Origin of the sequence: Pseudarthrobacter sp. NamB4 (assembly GCF_005796185.1) — a bacterium.
In the GTDB taxonomy this organism is placed as follows: domain Bacteria; phylum Actinomycetota; class Actinomycetes; order Actinomycetales; family Micrococcaceae; genus Arthrobacter.
Genome location: NZ_VAHM01000008.1, coordinates 94,915 through 112,410, shown reverse-complemented (window position 1 = coordinate 112,410; position 17,496 = coordinate 94,915). Strand labels below are relative to the sequence as shown.

Here is a 17,496-nt window from a genome sequence, read left to right as displayed (position 1 = left end):
AGGTCAGTCGAGGCTGATCGGCCCGAGCTCGTCCAGCAGATCTCCCGGCCCGGGGTTACCGCGCGCCGAGGAGCCGCCCAGGTGGTTCAGCACTCCCCACACCGCGTTCAGGCCAGTCGTCACGGCTCCTTCAGCCCAGCCGGCCGTGAAGGAGACGTCGTCGCCGGCCAGGAAGACGCCGCGCTGGGAATCCGGCAGCTTGTCCTGCTTGAAGTGGGTGAACAGCCGCTGCTGGTACCGGTAGTGCCCGGGCAGGTTGGCCTTGAACGCGCCCATGAAGTTGGGGTCGGCCTCCCAGGAAACGGTGATGGGCTGGCCCACGATGTGCCCCGAGATGTCCACGCCCGGGTAGATCTGTTCGAGCGAATGCAGCATCAATTCCACGCGTTCGTCCGCGTCCAGCGCCAGCCACTTCAGCGCGTCATCATTCCAGGTGTAGGAGAGCAGGATGACGGCGGGCTGGTCCGGGCCGTTGTCCAGCAGGTAGGTGGCGCGGTTGAGCCGGTCCGTGAGCGTCATGGACAGGACCTCGTTGCCGGTGTCCGGATCGATGTCCTTCCAGAAGGGCCGGTCCACCATCACGAACGTCTTGGAGGACTGCATGTAGTGCGAGCGTTCCATGGCGGTCCACAGCTCGGCGGGGAACAGCGCTTCCTCTGTGTGGATGCGGGTGGACAGCAGCCAGGACTGGCAGGTTGCCACCACGGCCGGGTAGCTGGCTTCGCGGCCCCAGCGCTCGCGGATCCGCAGGTTTCCGTCCGGGTCGCGGCTGATCTTCCCTACGGCGCCGCGCGGCGAACCGGCGTGCAGCGAGGCCAGTGACGTCCCCTGCGGCCAGTGCACCAGGTCCGACGGCGCGTGCTGCCAGAGTGCCTCGGGCAGCCTTTGCGCTCCCCCGCGGATGAGGTGGTGCTGGTCGTCCGCATCGGTGTAGACCACCCGGAGGATTTCCAGGATGGAGTTGGGGAAGTCCGTGTCCCAGCCCCCGGTGCCAAAGCCCACCTGGCCGAAGGCCTCCCGGTGCGCGAAGCCTGCCTTCTTAAAGGAGTCGCTGGCGGCGATGAACCCATAGAAGGTTTGCTCGTCCATCAGCGGAAGCAGTTCGTTCCAGAGCTCCTTGATCCGGGAGGTGTCACGGGCGCGGATGGCTTCCTGCATCTCAACAAACTTTGCGCCGTCATTAACCGCTGCCTTCCAGGCGTCCGCGACCTCCCGGAAAAACGGAGGCAGGTCGGCGGGCTGCTCGGCGTAGTGCTTCTTGCCGGCCAGTTCGATCACCGTGCTGGAGGTTGCCGGCGACAACGGGTTGGGGAACTCCCGGGTGTCCAGTCCCAGGAGGTCGACGTAGTGGTGGAACGCTTTTCCGGACTCCGGGAACCGCATCCCGCCGAGGTCAGCTACCACTCCGGGCGCCGCCGGGAACGCCGCCGTCCGCAGCCGCCCGCCGATCTGGTCTGCCTCGTACACCACCGGCCGCAGCCCCAGCTTCATGAGCTCATAGGCGGTGACCAGGCCGGAAAGTCCTGCCCCGATAACAGCGACCTCCGTTCCCAGCAGTTCAACCGGGACGGATCCCAGCCCGTCCGGGTGGGCCAGGTAGTGGTCGTAGCTGAACGGGAAGTCCGGGTTCAACATGGTGATCGGGCCGGGGGCTGAGCCGTCCGCGGCAGGGGCGGCAGCCCTGGTTGCCGTGGTGCTGGACGGGTCAAAGGCCGGCAGTTCAGTGGCGATGGTCATGGAAGTTCTGCCTTCGTCGTTTCAGGGGTTTGCTGGGATGAAAGTTGCGGTCCGGCAAGCTCACGGTATTCCTCGCTGCTGAGCGCCGCCATCCGGGAGTTCCGCTGGCCGTAGCCGAAGTAGGCGGCCACGCCGGCCAGCATCCACACAGCGAAGGTGACCCAGGTGTCGGCGCCGAGGTTGGCCATCAGGTAGGCGCACATTGCGGCACCAAGTATGGGAGTAAGCGGGAAAAGGGGCACGCGGAAGGTGCGCTCCAGCTCCGGCCGGGTCCGGCGCAGGTAGATGACGGCGACATTGACCAGGGCGAAGGCGAACAGGGTGCCGATGCTGGTGGCGTCCGCCAGTGCCCCGAGGGGCACCAGGCCGGCAGTGAGCGCGACGGCGATGCCCGCCAAGAGCGTGCCTGCCACCGGTGTGCCGGTGCGGCGGGAGACGCGGCCGAAGACCTTGGGAATGAGCCCGTCGCGGGACATGGACAGCAGGATGCGGGTCTGCCCGTACAGCACGGTGAGGACGATGCTGGCGATGGCCAGCACGGCACCCACCGCAAACACCAGGGCAATCCACGGCTGGCCGGTGGTTTCCTCGAGGATTTTCACCAGCGCGGCTTCGGTACCGTCGAACCAGCCCCAGGGGCGGGCGCCGACGGCTGCCACTGCCACCAGGACGTAGATGGTGGTGACAATCAGCATGGAGAGCATGATGGCCCGTGGCAGGTCGCGCTTGGGGTTGCGGGCTTCCTCACCTGCGGTGGAAGCGGCATCGAAGCCGATGTAGGAGAAGAAGACGCGGGAGGCTGCGGCGGAGACGCCGGCTGCACCCATGGGCAGCAGCGGCTCGAAGTTCCCGGCATTGAAGGCGGTGAAGGCCACGGCGCAGAAGAAGACCAGGATGCCCACCTTCACCACCACGATGGAAGTGTTGATCCAGGCACTCTCCTTGGCGCCGCGCACAAGGAGGATGGTGGCCAGGACCACGATGACCATGGCCGGGACGTTGACCATTCCCCCGTCGCCGGGCGGCTGGGACACCGAGTCCGGGAGTACAGCACCGAACACGGCCAGGGTTTCGTTCACGTATTGGCCGGCCCCTACGGCCACGGCGGCAACTGATACGGCATACTCCAGCACCAGGCACCAACCACAGACCCAGGCCATTCCTTCGCCCATGGTGGCGTAGGTGTAGGAGTAGCTGGAGCCGGCCACGGGTACCAGCCCTGCCATTTCTGCGTACGAGACGGCGGACAGCAGCGCGGCCAGGCCGGCGATCGCAAAGGAGATCCAGATGGCCGGGCCGGCCAGGGGGACGGATTCACCCAGGATCACCAGGATGCCGGTGCCCAGGGTTGCCCCTACCGAGATCATGGTCAGCTGCAGGACACCGAAGCTCCGGACCAGGCGCGGACCGCCGTTGTTGTCTTCCGCTTCGCTGACCATTTGGGCGATGGGCTTGCGGCGCAGCAGCTGGGCCCCCAAGGTGGGACGGGCCGCAGTCCCGGTGGCACCGCCCGGGGCCGGGCCGGAGAGTGTAGGCACAGTCATCGTTGACGTCCGTTCATGTCGGTGAGTGGTTGTCTGGTTTCCCCTCCCCCAGCCTAGGGTTGTGAGCCGGATCTCAAGGGTGTGCAAAGTGACCTATAGTCTTCATTGATGAGACGCAATGCACCAGCCGCCAATGACGGCCACGACCAGCTTGACGCCGTGACGCTGGGGCAGTTCCTGGCCGCACTGCCCGCCGGCGTGTCAGTGGTCAACGACGCCGGCAACGGCCCTGTACCCCTGCGGTGGGTGGAGCCCAGCGAACTGGAGGATCCTACTCCCTACCTGTTGGACGGAGAATTCATCCTCACCGCGGGGCTGCCGTTCCGCGGCGGGGACGGTAGCAGCGGAGCCGGGTTTGAGGAGTACGTCCGCAGGCTTGTGGCAGCGGGGGTTGCTGCGCTGGGCTTCGGCCTGGAGCCCTACTTCGACGCCGTTCCGGACCTCCTGGTGGCAGCGTGCCGGGAGCAGGGGCTCACATTGGTGGAGGTGCCGGCCAGCATCCCGTTTGCCGCCCTTGGCCTGGAGTTTTACAGGCTCCTTGAGTCCGGCAACGCCCAGGTGTTCCGGCAACTGGCGGACACTAACCGGCATCTCATGCGGGCCGTCCTCTCCGCCCGGCCGGAGCACGAACTGCTGGCGGCGCTCGTCCAGCGCGTTCCCGCGTGGGCTGTCCTTTTCGGTGCTGACGGACGCGTCCGCGCCAGGGCAGGTGCCGCCGTCGGGATTCCCCAGCTGCAGCCCCTGCTGAAGCGGCTCCTGGCCGGGAGCGGCCCGCGGGTGGAGACGGAAACGTTTGACAGTGCCGGGTCGGCACTGGTGTTCGGCCACCCGCTGCGGAGTACCCGGGACGCGACGCTCGGAGGGTTGGTGCTGGGAACCAACAAGTCTCTCACCCCGGCGCAGAACAATGTGGTCTCCTCGGTGGTGGGCCTGCTGGAGCTGCTTGTCCGGCAGCGGACCAGCGGCTCACTTGCTCCGAGCCAGCTGGCCACCGCCCTGCTGCTGCACCCCGAAAGCCTGTCCGGAAACAGCAGCCGGGAGCTGGAGAACCTGCACGGCCTACTGGCACAAAGCGTCTCCGGAACCAGGCCCGGGCCGCTGCGGGTGGTCCAGGGAGTACGGGCAGAAACCACTGTTGCGGCTGCCGCTGACGGACCCGTGCGGGAACTGCTGCAATGGCGGCGGCTGTTCGACACCAAAATGGTGGAGCTCACTGACTATGGTTTCGCGGCAGTGACGCGCCTCAAGGTGGACGACTCCCTGCTGGCCGAGGTGGAGCAACTGGGCTGGCGGCTCGTGGTAGGCGAACCCGCAGTCCTCCAGAACCTGGCCGAGGCTTACCGGCGGGTCACTGCCCTGCGCCCGCGGGTGGCTGCTTCGGGCAAGAGCGTCCGGGAGGAGGAACTGACCTGGTCGGTAACGGGACTGCTGGGCAACGATGCGGGTGCCCTGCTGGCCGCACGCCTCCTGGCACCCATTTTGGAATTGGATCCGGAACGGCGGGCTTCCCAGCTTCGGGTGCTCCGGTCCTGGCTGGCTGCACACGGCAGCTGGGATGCCACCGCCAAGGACCTGGGGCTGCACCGGAACAGCGTGCGGCGGCAGATCAACGGCGTGGCGGAACTGCTGGATCTGGACCTGGGCCAGGTCCAGGCCCGGGCGGAGCTGTGGATCGCCCTGCAGTACGTCGATCTGCCGGCCGGCAGCGGTCAGAAGCCCCAGGAACGGTAGAGGTCAGGCCGGCGTTCGGCCAGGTACGGGACGGTCCGGCGCTCACGGCCCGCGGCGGCAGGGTCCACTTCGGCGAAAAGAAGCCCTGGCTCCCCGTCCGCTTCCGCCAGCACCCCGCCGTCAGGCCCTGCAATGACACTGCCGCCCAGGAACCTGCAGCCCTCCTCATGCCCGCAATGGTTGGCGTAGGCGACGGTCAGCTGGCTCTCCAGCGCCCGCGCACGCAGCAGGACCTGGGGGACGTCGTCAAACCCATCCGCCAGCGCGGTGGGGACCAGCAGCAGCTCAGCACCCCTGACGGCGGCTGCCCGTACCGGCTCCGGGAACTCCACGTCATAGCAGATCACAATGGAGGTGGGTATGCCGTTGAAGTCCACGACGGCGGGCGGATCGGTGGCCGGGGTGAAAGCGTCCCGTTCTTCGGATCCGAACAGGTGCACCTTGCCGTATGTGAGCAGGGTGTTGCCGCCGGCATCCAGGAGGGTGGCGCTGATCTGCCATTCACCCTGTTCCGTGAGCCGGGGCAGGCTATAAACCAGTCCGATGCCGTTGCTGCTTGCGATGCCGGCCAGCCGGTCCTGAAGGGCGGGCAGGCGCGTGGGGTCGAATTCGGAGCGCACCCTGCGCGGAGCGTAACCCACCGGAAAAAGCTCAGGCGTCAGCAGCACGGCAGCACCACGGGATGCGGCGGAGCGGGCGGCGGCCTCGATCGCCTGGCAGTTCGCGTCAACATCGAGGACCGTAGAGTTCGCCTGCAGAAGCGCCAGCAGCACTGCCATCACCTTCCGTCATTGGAGGGGCCCGCGGCGTGGGGCCGTGATTCCAGCCTAACCAGCCTGGCGCAGGTCGGCCGGGCGTATCTGCACCTGCGGCAGGCCCTTCAGGGTCAGATCGTCCTACCTGAGAATACGGCTGCTCAACCGGCAGCTATGCGTTAACTTCTTGACTACAAGAGTGGCAATAGGGCAATCTTCTTAGCATGTCCCCAACCCCGCGCTCAACGAGGAGCAAGCCAAAAAATCCCGGGTCCCAGTCAGCCCTGCGGCAACTGAACCAGCAAAGGATTATCGAGACCCTGATGGGCGGGCCTGCCACCCAGGCTGAGCTTGCCAGGCAGACCGGCCTCTCCACCGCGACCGTCTCGAACATCGTCAAGATCATGCTCGATTCCGGCCTTGCATCCGCCGAGCCGATCACGAGCTCCGGCAGGCGGGCCCTCAACGTAAGGCTGAACAGCAACGGCGCGGTGGCGGTGGGAATCGACTTTGGCCGGCGGCACCTCCGGGTGGTCCTCGCCTCCCTCAGTTATCACGTCATCGCCGAGGAATCCGTGATGCTGCCGCTCGGCCACCAGGCGGATGAAGGCATCCAGGCCGCCTTGGCCCTGCTCGGGAAACTGCTGCGGGAAAGCGGAGTTGAACGCAGCGCCGTGGTGGGGGCTGGCGTCGGAATTCCAGGCCCTATCGACCGTCGCACAGGCACTGTGGCGCAAGGTGCCATCCTTCCGGAATGGGTAGGAATCAACATCCTGCAGCACCTGGAGGAGACCCTGAAAATCCCCGTCTACGTTGACAACGACGCCAACCTGGGGGCCTGGTCAGAGGTCACATGGGGGCAGCATTCCGGAGTCAGCAACCTGATGTTCCTCAAGATCGGGTCGGGCATCGGCGCAGGCCTGATCCTCAACGGCGCGCCCTACTACGGGAACGTCGGAATCACCGGCGAAATCGGGCACGCCACCATTCATGAACAAGGGCTCGTGTGCCGCTGCGGGAACCGGGGCTGTCTGGAGACCATCGCCTCCACCACCACCATGATCGAACTCCTTAGCCGGGGTGAAGGCCGGCCGCTGACCCCGGCGGACATCGTCAGGAAGGCGCTGAACCGGGATCCCGCCACGCTCCGGGTGGTTGACGACGCTGGACTTTCCGTGGGGCGGGCGCTGGGCAACGTGGCCAACCTGATAAATCCTGAAGTCATCGTGGTGGGCGGGCCGCTGGCGGGGCTCGGAAACATCCTGCTCGATCCCATCAGGCGCGGGCTCGTAAGGCACGCGGTCCCCGTCATTGGTGAGACCACCACCTTGGCCATGTCCTCCCTGGGTGATCGGGCAGAAGCGCTCGGAGCAGCCGCCCTCGTCTTCCAACATGCGGGTATCAGGAAGACGTAGACCGTTTCGTTATACCCCTTCTTGCGTTCAAGACTTGACGACAAAGGGAGTGATCCAGTTTACTTTTGCATCAGACGGCCCTGCGCTTTGCCGGCCGGACAAAGAAGTCACTTTGCATTGGAGGGTTAGGGCTCATGACGTCCCAGACCACGCAAACGGAACCGATCATCCTTGAGATGCGGTCCATCACCAAGGAGTTCCCCGGCGTCAAAGCGTTGGACAACGTGAGCCTGCGGGTGAAGGCCGGCGAAATCCACGCCATTTGCGGCGAGAACGGCGCCGGCAAGTCCACCCTGATGAAGGTCCTCTCGGGCGTCTACCCGTACGGCAGCTACGATGGCGACATCGTCTACCAGGGCCAGGTCCAACAGTTCCGTGATATCCGCGCCAGCGAACATGCGGGCATCGTGATCATCCACCAGGAGCTGGCGCTCATCCCTGAGCTGTCCATTATGGAAAACATCTTCCTTGGCAACGAACCCACCAAGCGGGGGGTCATCGACTGGGCCGAAGCGCGGCTGCGCTCCCTGGACCTGCTGGCCAGGGTTGGCCTGCGGGAGGACCCGGACACGCCCATCAAGGAGATCGGCGTCGGTAAGCAGCAGCTGGTGGAGATCGCCAAGGCGCTGAACAAGTCTGTGAAGATCCTCATCCTGGACGAACCGACGGCCGCCCTGAACGAATCAGATTCCCAGCACCTGCTGGACCTGATGCTCGGCCTGAAGGCAAAGGGCATCACCTGCATCATCATTTCGCACAAGCTCAACGAGATCGAGCAGATCGCTGATTCCATCACCATCATCCGTGACGGCAAGTCCATTGAGACCCTAAACGTGAAGGCCGACGGCGTGGACGAGGACCGGATCATCAAGGGCATGGTGGGCCGTACCCTCGAATCCCGCTTCCCGGACCACACCCCGAAAATCGGAGAGGTGTTCTTCGAGGTCAAGAACTGGACGGTGGCCCACCCGAACGTGTCGGACCGGCTGGTCTGCAAGAACTCCAGCTTCTACGTGCGCCGCGGCGAGATCGTGGGCTTCGCCGGGCTCATGGGCGCAGGCCGCACGGAGCTGGCACGGTCCATTTTCGGCCGGTCCTACGGACGATACATCAGCGGCCAGATCTTCAAGGACGGCAAGGAGATCACCCTCAAGAACGTCCGCCAGGCCATCGATGCCGGGCTGGGCTACGTCACCGAGGACCGCAAGTCGCTGGGACTGAACCTGCTGGATGACATCAAGACCACCACGGTGGCGGCCAACCTGCGGAAGATCAGCCGCAACTCCGTGGTGGACCCCAACCAGGAATTCACCGTGGCGGAGCAGTACCGCAAGTCGCTGCGCACCAAGACCCCGTCCGTGGAGGAAGGGGTGGCCAAGCTCTCCGGCGGGAACCAGCAGAAGGTGGTCCTCTCGAAGTGGATGTTCACCGACCCCGACCTGCTGATTCTGGACGAACCGACCCGCGGCATCGACGTTGGCGCCAAGTACGAGATTTACGGCATCATCCAGCAGCTCGCGAACCAGGGCAAGGGGGTCATTGTCATCTCCTCGGAGCTCCCCGAACTCCTGGGCCTGTCAGACCGCATCTACACCATTTTTGAAGGCGCCATCACCGGTGTCCTGAACAAAGACGAGGCCAGCCAGGAAAGCCTGATGAAACTGATGACCTCCGCCCGTAAAGCCGCCTGATCCCCTGGATCACTCCCGAACCTTCCGGACACAAGGACAGACACCATGAACGCCCTTAAAAAGCTGTTTGGCGGCAACACCCGCCAATTCGGCATGATCTTCGCCCTGGTGGCACTGATCATCTTCTTCCAGATTGCGACCGACGGCCGGACCCTCACCCCCGGCAACGTCATCAACCTCTTCAACGGCAACTCCTACATCCTGATCCTGGCGATCGGCATGGTCCTGGTGATCATCGCAGGCCACATCGACCTCTCCGTGGGCTCAGTCGCGGCGTTCGTGGGGGTCACCGTAGCACTTGCCATCCGCGACTGGGGCATCCCCTGGTATGCCGGCGTGCTGCTGGGCCTGGCACTCGGCGCGGTGATCGGCGCCTGGCAAGGCTGGTGGACCGCCTACGTCGGAATACCCGCGTTCATCGTCACCCTGGCAGGCATGCTCCTGTTCCGCGGCTTCAACCAGTTTGTCGGCAAGTCCAACACCATTCCCGTCCCTTCCGACTTCCAGTACCTGGGCGCCGGCTACCTCCCTGAGGTGGGTCCAAACACCGGGTTCAACAACCTGACCCTGCTGCTGGGCATCGCAGCTGCAGCGTTCGTCGTGTGGGGGGAGCTCCGCTCCCGCAACCGCGCCAAGGCCCTGGGTGCCGAAGTACCGGAAATGTGGGTCACCGCCCTGAAGCTGGTCCTCATCAGCGGCGCCATCCTGTACGCCACGTACCTGTTCGCCACCGGCCGCCCCGGAACCTCGTTCCCGATCCCCGGCCTCATCCTGGCGGTCCTGGTCCTGCTGTACGGCTTCATCTCCTCCCGCACCATTCTGGGCCGCCACGTCTACGCAGTGGGCGGCAACCGGCACGCTGCCGAACTGTCCGGGGTGCAGTCCAAAAAGGTCAACTTCCTGGTCATGATGAACATGTCCATCCTGGCCGGCCTCGCCGGCATGATCTTCGTTGGCCGTTCCACCGCATCTGGCCCCTTCGACGGCGTTGGCTGGGAACTTGACGCAATCGCGGCCGTGTTCATCGGCGGCGCCGCCGTGACGGGCGGCGTGGGCACCGTCGTCGGATCCATCATCGGCGGCCTGGTCATGGCCGTCCTGAACAACGGCCTCCAACTGCTGGGCGTGGGCGCCGACCTCACCCAGATCATCAAGGGCCTGGTCCTCCTGATCGCCGTCGCGTTCGACGTCTACAACAAGTCCCAGGGCAAGAAGTCGATCATCGGCCTCATGACCAGGAACTTCAACCGGCCTTCCGGCGGCGGACCCAGCAACCCCCTCCAGCCCGACGAAACCACCTCCACAAAGGAAGCGATCGCCAGGGAAGCCTGACCTCCGCAGCCTGGACAGAGTTACACCACCACAAAGAAAGAGAACCAACAATGCGAATGATGGGTAAAGCAGGAAAGGCAGCAGCGGTTGCTGCCATCGCAGCACTGGCGCTGACGGGCTGCGGACGGTCAGAGACCACCACGGGCGGCGGCACCGAGGGTGCCGGCGGCTTCGAGCAGGACTCCGCCATCGGCGTCGCTCTTCCGCAGAAAACCAGTGAAAACTGGGTTCTTGCAGAGAAGCTGTTCAACGACGGCCTCAACGAAGCCGGGTTCAAACCTGACGTTCAGTTCGCCAACGGCGGCGTGTCCGAGCAGCAGAACCAGATCAGCGCCATGGTCACCAAGGGCGCCAAAGTCATCATCGTGGGCGCCATCGACGGCTCGCAGCTGGGCACCCAGCTCAAGCAGGCCAAGGACGCCGGCGCCACCGTTATCGCCTATGACCGCCTGCTGCTGAACACCGAGAACGTGGACTATTACGTGGCCTACGACAACTTCAAGGTGGGCGAGCTGCAGGGCCAGGCCCTGCTCGAAGGCCTCCAGGCCAAGAAGCCCTCCGGTCCCTACAACATCGAACTGTTCGCCGGTTCCCCCGACGATGCCAACGCCAAGGTCTTCTTTGACGGCGCCATGAGCGTCCTGCAGCCGAAGATCGACGACGGCACGCTCAAGGTACTCTCGGGCCAGACCAGCTTCGAGCAGGCAGTGACACAGGGCTGGAAGGCCGAAAACGCCCAGCGCCGCGCTGACACGCTGCTCACCGGCAGCTACACCAGCGAGTCCCTGGACGGTGTCCTGTCCCCGAACGACACCCTGGCACGCGCAGTCCTGACGTCCGTCAAGGCCGCAGGCAAGCCGCTGCCGGTCGTCACCGGACAGGACTCCGAAGTTGAGTCCGTGAAGTCCATCATGGCGGGCGAACAGTACTCCACCATCAACAAGGACACCCGCAAGCTCGTTGAGCACGCCATCACCATGGTGAAGGACCTCCAGGCCGGCAAGGAACTGGAGATCAACGACAAGGACTCCTACAACAACGGCGTCAAGACCGTTCCGGCCTACCTGCTGGAGCCGGTCATCGTTACCGCTGAGAACGTCAAGGAAGCCTACGCCGGCGACCCGGTCCTCGAACCGATCACCAAGTAGGCAATCTGAACCAGGAAGTGCCCGGTCCCCTCTTGGGGGCCGGGCACTTCCGCGTCTGCTCTCAGCAGTTCCACCGGCGCTCTGACACCTTCGTTGTAATTCCCCAACGCCCCATCAGCTTCGGCAGGTCATTCCGGAACCCTCGCCCGCTGCGGTGAGAGGATGGTCACCATGAGTGCGCCCATTGCCAAGCCATGGCTGTCCAGCCAGTCCGACCAGGACCCCCGTTCCGCCACCGGTTCTCCCCTGCGCTGGGGGGTTATCGCAACGGGCGGCATCGCCCGTTCAGTATCGCAGGACCTGGCTCTGCTGGCCGACGCCGAGCTTTACGCCGTGAGCTCCAGGGCGCAGGACACGGCCGACGCCTTCGCGGCTGCGTATGACTTTGCCCAGGCCTACGGTGACGACGGCGGGGTGCCCGGCTACCAGCGGCTGCTTGCCGACGAGCAGGTGGACGTTGTCTACGTGGCGACTCCCCACGCACAACACCATGAGATCGTCCTTGCGGCGCTCAACGCCGGCAAACACGTCCTCTGCGAAAAGGCGTTCACCATAAACGCCCGTGAGGCAGCCGAGCTTATCGAGGTAGCCCGAAGCCGCAACCTGTTCCTGATGGAAGCGGTGTGGAGCAGGTTTTTGCCGGGCATGCAGCGCGCCTTCGAAATCGCGGCGTCCGGCGAGCTGGGGAACGTCCATTGGGTGACGGCAGACCTCGGCTTTCCGGCGCCTTATTCCCCTACCGCCAGGCTTTGGGCGCGGCAGGACGGCGGCGGAGCTTTGCTCGATATTTCGGTCTATCCGCTGCTGTGGGCGTTGGGAACCCTTGGTTTTCCCCAGACGGTGAGCGCCACCGGCTTCATCAACGACGACGGCGTGGACGCGCAGAACGCCCTCACGCTGGGCTACAACCATGGGGCGCAAGTGCAGTTGACATCCTCCCTGCTGGCCCACGGGCCCCGAGTTGCCACGGTCGCCGGAGACCTGGGCTTCCTCCAAAGCGTGGGCTCCATCAACAACCCGCGTGAACTGGTAGTGGCCTCAGGCCTGAACGACCGCCGCACTGAAACCTTTGAACCTGTGGGCCGTGGCTACGCGTATGAGCTTCGCGAGGTTACGCGCTGTATCCAGCAGGGCCTGACGGAAAGCCCGGTTATGCCGCTGGAGGATTCACTGAGCACCATGCGGCTGTTCGATGGAGTGCGTGCCCAGCTCGGCGTCACCTACCCGAATGACCACCACTGAGGGCTTATGTTCCGCTTACTAATCCGTTAATACTTGACCGGTGTCCAACAACTGTCATACAGCCGCGACTTAAAGTTTCCTTTCTTGTCGAGTTGTTTTAGCAGACCCTAGACTTCCTGCAACAATCGGTTTTAGGCTGTAGACATCGTCGAATGCAACAGTACTGGGGGTGGTACGCATGGCTAGAGAACGCTCGCCATGGCGTGCGCTCAGGCCGGTGCTGCTTGCTGGAGCAGCCACGTTCACTTGGCTCACCTTCTCAGCAACGGCAGCTTCCGCCGATGCACTTCCGGATGCAGCATCCCTGTTGGGGGGCGTCACCGCTTCTATATCCTCGGTGGCGGACAAGCTGCCCGTTCCGGACGCCACGGCTCCTGCCGCCGTTGACTCAGCAGCGCAGGCATCATCAGCTGGTCTGCTGAAGCCAATAGGCGGCGAAGTCTCGGTGCTTGCCGACGACGTTGCAGCCTCCGTCCCTGTAGTCAGCCAGGTGGTTCCCGCGGGAACAGTGTCAGCGGTTTCACGACCGGTCGTCCAGGCTGCGGACACAACAGCGGCGGAAGCCGTGAAAGTAGTAGCTGCGCCCGTATTCGAGGTGGTACCCGTACTGGAAGCGGTACTGCAACCTGTTTCCGATGCGGTCACCGGCACCGCTCCGCTTCCCGTTCCGCTTCCTGACCTTGATGGTGTGGTGGCGCACAAGGATGTTGAGCAGCAGGCGGACAGTTTCGCTATGGTAGCTGGCGCCGCAGAAACCAGTAAAACAGCGCCGGCCAACACCACTGAGACCGTGGCTCCGGGCGCAGTCGCTTCGACTGCGACCATTGCAGCCGCGGCAACTTCCGTTATTGCCGGCTCCAGTGACTTAGTCTCGGCGGGCTCGTCCGGGCTGGAGTGGGTCCTCGCTGAGGCGCAGGTCGGGGAACAACCCGACACCAACGATCCTTCATCCTTTCCTTTCCCGGCACCTGCCGTGCCCGCTTCAGGTACGGGAAGCGGAGCGTCTTCGGGAGCGTCGTCCGGCGCCGCAGCCTGGCTGAGTCCCTTCGATCTTGACCTGCCTGTCACCGGCCCCGTAGATGCCGGTGAACTCCTCAAGCACATCCCTGCGCCGGTGTCCCACGACCCCGGCTCCTCTCCTGACTAGTTGAGTCCCCGCTGCCCTTCCGGCAGAACGCGGATCCTACAGGCGCTGCTCAGCGCCATAACTCAACTTTTCAGGAGAAATCATCATGAGTTCCAACCTTCGCAGGGGGATGCTTGGCACCCTCTTCGCCGGCGGGCTTTTAGCCCTCGGCTGCACCACGGCAAATGCCGCGGACACTACCAGCGGATCGGACCTTTCCGCCTCCGCCCTCATCTCGGCGGCGGCGTCCGCTGATTCGACGTCGTTGGGTCTGCTGGGTGATTCAACGCCGTCCGGCTCAACTGGCGTCGCCGCCGCAGCGGATGTAGCACTCGCCGGCGATTCAGTGTCCGGCATTGACGGCGCCACGGCTGCCCTGGCAGCCGCCGCTACCGTTGATCTTGGACTTGGCAACGCTGGCCTGACTGACGCGTCCACAACTGACGTGGCAGTAGCTGCAGACGCAGCCATCGGCCTGGGAACCGCCACAGGCATCACAGAAACCACCGGGGCAGACGTAGCGGCAGTTGCGGACGTCAACCTGTCCCTGGCCGCTGCCGACACCGCAGCCACGGACGTGGCAGTAGCTGCAGACGCAGCCATCGGCCTGGGAACCGCCACAGGCATCACAGAAACCACCGGGGCAGACGTAGCAGCAGTTGCGGACGTCAACCTGGCCCTGGCCGCTGCCGACACCGCAGCCACGGACGTGGCAGTAGCTGCAGACGCAGCCATCGGCCTGGGAACCGCCACAGGCATCACAGAACCCACCGGGGCAGACCTAGCGGCAGTTGCCGACGTCAACCTCGGCGGAACCGACGGCAACAATGGCGGCACCCTCGCCGACGCACTTGCCGACGTCAACCTCGGCGGAACCGACGGCAACAATGGCGGCGCCCTCGCCGACGCACTCGTCGACATCACCCTCGGCGGCACCGACGGCACCACCGGCGGCAACGGCACCCTCGCCGACGCACTCGTCGACATCACCCTCGGCGGAACCGACGGCAACAATGGCGGCACCCCCGCCGACGCACTCGTCGACATCACCCTCGGCGGCACCGACGGCACCACCGGCGGCAACGGCACCCTCGCCGACGCACTCGTCGACATCACCCTCGGCGGGACCGACAGCAACAATGGCGGCACCCCCGCCGGCGCACTCGTCGGAGTCACCCTGGGCGGCACCGACGGCACCACCGGCGGCGTGGACGCGGGTGCAGGCCTTGGGGTCGACCTGGGCACCGGCAGCAACGGTTCGGTCGATGCAGGACTGGGTGTAGGCCTTGACCTCGGCCTCGGTCTGGGCAGCAGCGGTAACGGGACGGAGAATCCCGGCACTGAGACGCCCGATACTGAAAACCCGGGAACGGACAATCCCGGTGACGGCACTACCGGGGGTGTTGGCACCGTGGATCCCGGAACGAACACCCCCGGAACCGGCACTGATGTCGGAGCGGTTTCCGGCAACGGAAACACCGGCCAGAACGACGGCAGCGGCCTTGGCGCCGGTGACGCCGGCACCGGCAGCAGCGGCAACTTCACCGTAGCCCCCGCAGGTTCCACTGCAGTGGGCGGTGCCATCGCCGTCGACGCCTCCGCAGCCAGCGCCAGCCCCCGCAGCACCCCGTCCCGGGGCAGCACCGGCCTGGCCAAGACCGGCGTGGACGCCTCGCTGGCGCCTCTCGCCCTGCTACTGCTGGTGGCAGGACTCCTGATGCTCCGTAAGCGGAAAGTGTCCTAACTCGAAACAGATCCTGAAGCGCCTGCCCACGCGCCTGAAGCGGCAGCACCCGGCAGGCTTAGGGAAAGGAGGTATCCCAGACCAACACGAAAAACGATGCAGAACATGTCCTCAGCACACATGTCCTTGTAACCAGTGGTCCGGCGGCGAAAGCCATGTATGTCGCCGCCGGACCACCGGCATGCTCCCGGCCCCCTGGCCAATCGCCCGATTACCCTACTCGCCCGTATAATTTGGGGTACGACAGTGCCGCAGCGCACCGGGAGGAACGGTCATGGTGGCGGAATCGCCTAGCTCCATCAAGAATGAAGTGGTCGGCGGACGTTATCGGTTGGGTGAAGTCATTGGCCGCGGCGGTATGTCGTCCGTGTACTGTGCCCGGGATGAGAAACTGGGCCGCGACGTAGCACTTAAGCTCTTTGCGCCTCAAGCCCCGGACGCGGACGAACTGAAGCGCCAGGAAGCGGAAATTCAGCTCCTTGCCACGCTGAACCACCCCGGATTGGTGACGCTCTTCGACGCCGGCATCGATACGCGGATACCTGACGAGCCGAGACCGTTCCTCACCATGGAACTCGTTGAAGGCCAGGACCTTAGGAGCCGGATCCGGCACAGCACCGTTCCCTTGGAGGAGTTGGCCGTCATTGGCGCCGGAATTGCTGACGCGCTTGCCTACGTCCACGGCCTGGGTGTCATCCACCGCGACATCAAACCTGGCAACATCCTGCTGGTCCAGATCCGCCCCGGTGAACCCCTGCGCCCGAAGCTCACCGACTTCGGCATTGCCAGAATCGTGGACTCGACCCGACTGACAGCCACGGGAACCATGGTGGGCACCGCCGCCTACCTCAGCCCGGAGCAGGCTTTGGGTCAGCCCCTCTCCCCTGCGACGGACATCTACTCCTTTGGACTGGTCTTACTGGAATGCATCAAAGGGACTGTGGAGTACCCTGGCAGTGCAGTGGAATCTGCCGTGGCGAGGCTGCACCGCGCACCCGAAGTTCCTGATGACGTCCCCTCCGAGTGGGCTGACCTGATCCGCTCCATGACAGCGATCGAACCGCTCGAGCGGCCGGCAGCGGCGGACATCGAAACAGTTTTGCGCCAGGCACTGGTCTCGCCAGCGTCCACTCCGGGCGAGCTTGCGCCGGAAACCACCAGGGTCCTGCCGGCCATGCCGTTCCACCCTCCGTCCATCACTGCGGAGGAGTCGGTGGATGAGATGCGGGAAGCTGCAGGACCTGACGCTCCCTTAGCTGGCGCGCTGGCCACGGCAAGCCCGGCGGCTGTAGTGGCGCAGGTACGGGCGAAAGACTCGAAGCGCCGGACCAAGCGCTTCTGGCTCACCGCCCTTATGGGACTCGTGGTGGTTGCGGCGGCTGTCGCGGCACTGATGATGACTCTGTCCACCCAGGCAACTCCCGACGTCGTACCCTATCCAACGGTGACCGGCGTCCTCGGCGAACACCTTGAGGAACTCCAAAAGAGCGTGGAACCGTGAGGTTGACGCCTGCCGGCACCGGACGGCCGGCGCTGGGATGGTCGGCCGCCCTGCTGGCGGCTGCTTTGCTGGGCGGCTGCGGCACAGCGGAAACCGGCCTGCAACGCGACGCCGCACGGCAGCTGCAGGCCCGTGTGCTGGAGGTGGCCCAGGCGTCGTCGCAAGACGATCCCGCCGCAGCACTGAGGGCACTTGAAGGTCTCGAGGCCGAGCTGGAGTCCGCCCAGTCGGAGGGCCGGATTTCTGAGGAACGGCGCAGGAGTATCACCACGATCGCAACCGCTGTGCGGGCAGACCTTAACGAGGCTGTTGCGGCGGCCGAGAAAGCTGCGGCTGACAAGGCAGCCGAGGAGGAGAGGATTGCCGCGGAAAAGGCCGCTGCCGAAGCTCCGCCGCCGGCAGTTGAAGTTCCTGCACCTGCACCTGCACCTGCACCTGTTCCCGTGGCTCCCCCAGCTCCCGCTCCGGAGGCAGACAAGGACGACGACAAAAAGGGTAACGAGGGCAAAGGCAAAGGGAACGACTGAGGC

Annotated in this window: 13 protein-coding genes; 10 read left to right on the top strand and 3 right to left on the bottom strand. The window is 64.9% G+C overall.

What is annotated here, in order from left to right:
* Nucleotides 1-3 precede the first annotated feature (3 nt).
* Together FDW81_RS09695 and FDW81_RS09690 are read right to left on the bottom strand one after the other, a co-directional pair.
* Entirely contained in the window at nt 4-1,737 is a 1,734-nt protein-coding gene (locus FDW81_RS09695; protein ID WP_171027159.1) for an NAD(P)/FAD-dependent oxidoreductase, read from the bottom strand.
* Nucleotides 1,734-3,281, bottom strand: a complete 1,548-nt coding sequence (locus FDW81_RS09690) for an APC family permease (RefSeq protein WP_138133970.1) — start codon at nt 3,279-3,281, stop codon at nt 1,734-1,736. Before FDW81_RS09690 ends, FDW81_RS09695 begins: the two co-directional genes overlap by 4 nt.
* Before the next feature lie 108 nt (nt 3,282-3,389).
* On the opposite strand from FDW81_RS09690, the gene FDW81_RS09685 reads away from it, so the two are divergent.
* The gene (locus FDW81_RS09685; protein WP_138133969.1) at nt 3,390-5,012 is read left to right on the top strand and encodes a PucR family transcriptional regulator; all 1,623 of its coding nucleotides are present in this window, start codon (nt 3,390-3,392) and stop codon (nt 5,010-5,012) included.
* On the opposite strand, the gene FDW81_RS09680 is transcribed toward FDW81_RS09685, so the two are convergent.
* Nucleotides 4,991-5,791 (bottom strand): carbon-nitrogen hydrolase family protein, encoded by an 801-nt coding sequence (locus FDW81_RS09680; protein WP_138133968.1) that lies wholly within the window; start codon nt 5,789-5,791, stop codon nt 4,991-4,993. The genes FDW81_RS09685 and FDW81_RS09680 overlap by 22 nt on opposite strands.
* Before the next feature lie 200 nt (nt 5,792-5,991).
* Here FDW81_RS09680 and FDW81_RS09675 point away from each other — a divergent pair, with 200 nt between their 5' ends.
* The 9 genes from FDW81_RS09675 (at nt 5,992) to FDW81_RS09635 (ending at nt 17,493) form a co-directional block, all read left to right on the top strand.
* Nucleotides 5,992-7,182 (top strand): ROK family transcriptional regulator, encoded by a 1,191-nt coding sequence (locus FDW81_RS09675; protein WP_138133967.1) that lies wholly within the window; start codon nt 5,992-5,994, stop codon nt 7,180-7,182.
* A 134-nt stretch (nt 7,183-7,316) separates the two neighbouring features.
* Nucleotides 7,317-8,873, top strand: a complete 1,557-nt coding sequence (mmsA, locus tag FDW81_RS09670) for a multiple monosaccharide ABC transporter ATP-binding protein (RefSeq protein WP_138133966.1) — start codon at nt 7,317-7,319, stop codon at nt 8,871-8,873.
* Nucleotides 8,874-8,918: 45 nt separating this feature from the next.
* Nucleotides 8,919-10,205 (top strand): multiple monosaccharide ABC transporter permease, encoded by a 1,287-nt coding sequence (gene mmsB, locus FDW81_RS09665; protein WP_138133965.1) that lies wholly within the window; start codon nt 8,919-8,921, stop codon nt 10,203-10,205.
* 50 nt (nt 10,206-10,255) lie between these two features.
* The gene (locus FDW81_RS09660; protein WP_138133964.1) at nt 10,256-11,353 is read left to right on the top strand and encodes a sugar-binding protein; all 1,098 of its coding nucleotides are present in this window, start codon (nt 10,256-10,258) and stop codon (nt 11,351-11,353) included.
* A gap of 171 nt (nt 11,354-11,524) precedes the next feature.
* Complete coding sequence (locus FDW81_RS09655; RefSeq protein ID WP_138133963.1) at nt 11,525-12,595, top strand: Gfo/Idh/MocA family protein; 1,071 nt, start codon at nt 11,525-11,527, stop codon at nt 12,593-12,595.
* Nucleotides 12,596-12,773: 178 nt separating this feature from the next.
* Complete coding sequence (locus FDW81_RS09650) at nt 12,774-13,742, top strand: hypothetical protein (RefSeq protein WP_138133962.1); 969 nt, start codon at nt 12,774-12,776, stop codon at nt 13,740-13,742.
* A gap of 85 nt (nt 13,743-13,827) precedes the next feature.
* Nucleotides 13,828-15,465: a hypothetical protein gene (locus tag FDW81_RS09645; protein WP_138133961.1), complete on the top strand. Its 1,638-nt coding sequence runs from the start codon at nt 13,828-13,830 to the stop codon at nt 15,463-15,465.
* 274 nt (nt 15,466-15,739) lie between these two features.
* Nucleotides 15,740-16,966: a serine/threonine-protein kinase gene (locus tag FDW81_RS09640; RefSeq protein WP_138133960.1), complete on the top strand. Its 1,227-nt coding sequence runs from the start codon at nt 15,740-15,742 to the stop codon at nt 16,964-16,966.
* Nucleotides 16,963-17,493 (top strand): hypothetical protein, encoded by a 531-nt coding sequence (locus FDW81_RS09635; RefSeq protein ID WP_240720133.1) that lies wholly within the window; start codon nt 16,963-16,965, stop codon nt 17,491-17,493. Before FDW81_RS09640 ends, FDW81_RS09635 begins: the two co-directional genes overlap by 4 nt.
* The last annotated feature ends 3 nt before the right edge of the window (nt 17,494-17,496 follow it).

Bases quoted from the DNA above. Each gene is read 5' to 3' on its own strand.
- FDW81_RS09675 (WP_138133967.1), top strand. From the start codon at position 5,992: ATGTCCCCAACCCCGCGCTCAACGAGGAGCAAGCCAAAAAATCCCGGG.
- mmsA (WP_138133966.1), top strand. From the start codon at position 7,317: ATGACGTCCCAGACCACGCAAACGGAACCGATCATCCTTGAGATGCGG.
- FDW81_RS09680 (WP_138133968.1), bottom strand. From the start codon at position 5,791: ATGGCAGTGCTGCTGGCGCTTCTGCAGGCGAACTCTACGGTCCTCGAT.
- FDW81_RS09695 (WP_171027159.1), bottom strand. From the start codon at position 1,737: ATGACCATCGCCACTGAACTGCCGGCCTTTGACCCGTCCAGCACCACG.
- FDW81_RS09690 (WP_138133970.1), bottom strand. From the start codon at position 3,281: ATGACTGTGCCTACACTCTCCGGCCCGGCCCCGGGCGGTGCCACCGGG.
- FDW81_RS09640 (WP_138133960.1), top strand. From the start codon at position 15,740: ATGGTGGCGGAATCGCCTAGCTCCATCAAGAATGAAGTGGTCGGCGGA.
- FDW81_RS09650 (WP_138133962.1), top strand. From the start codon at position 12,774: ATGGCTAGAGAACGCTCGCCATGGCGTGCGCTCAGGCCGGTGCTGCTT.
- FDW81_RS09660 (WP_138133964.1), top strand. From the start codon at position 10,256: ATGCGAATGATGGGTAAAGCAGGAAAGGCAGCAGCGGTTGCTGCCATC.
- FDW81_RS09645 (WP_138133961.1), top strand. From the start codon at position 13,828: ATGAGTTCCAACCTTCGCAGGGGGATGCTTGGCACCCTCTTCGCCGGC.
- mmsB (WP_138133965.1), top strand. From the start codon at position 8,919: ATGAACGCCCTTAAAAAGCTGTTTGGCGGCAACACCCGCCAATTCGGC.
- FDW81_RS09655 (WP_138133963.1), top strand. From the start codon at position 11,525: ATGAGTGCGCCCATTGCCAAGCCATGGCTGTCCAGCCAGTCCGACCAG.
- FDW81_RS09685 (WP_138133969.1), top strand. From the start codon at position 3,390: ATGAGACGCAATGCACCAGCCGCCAATGACGGCCACGACCAGCTTGAC.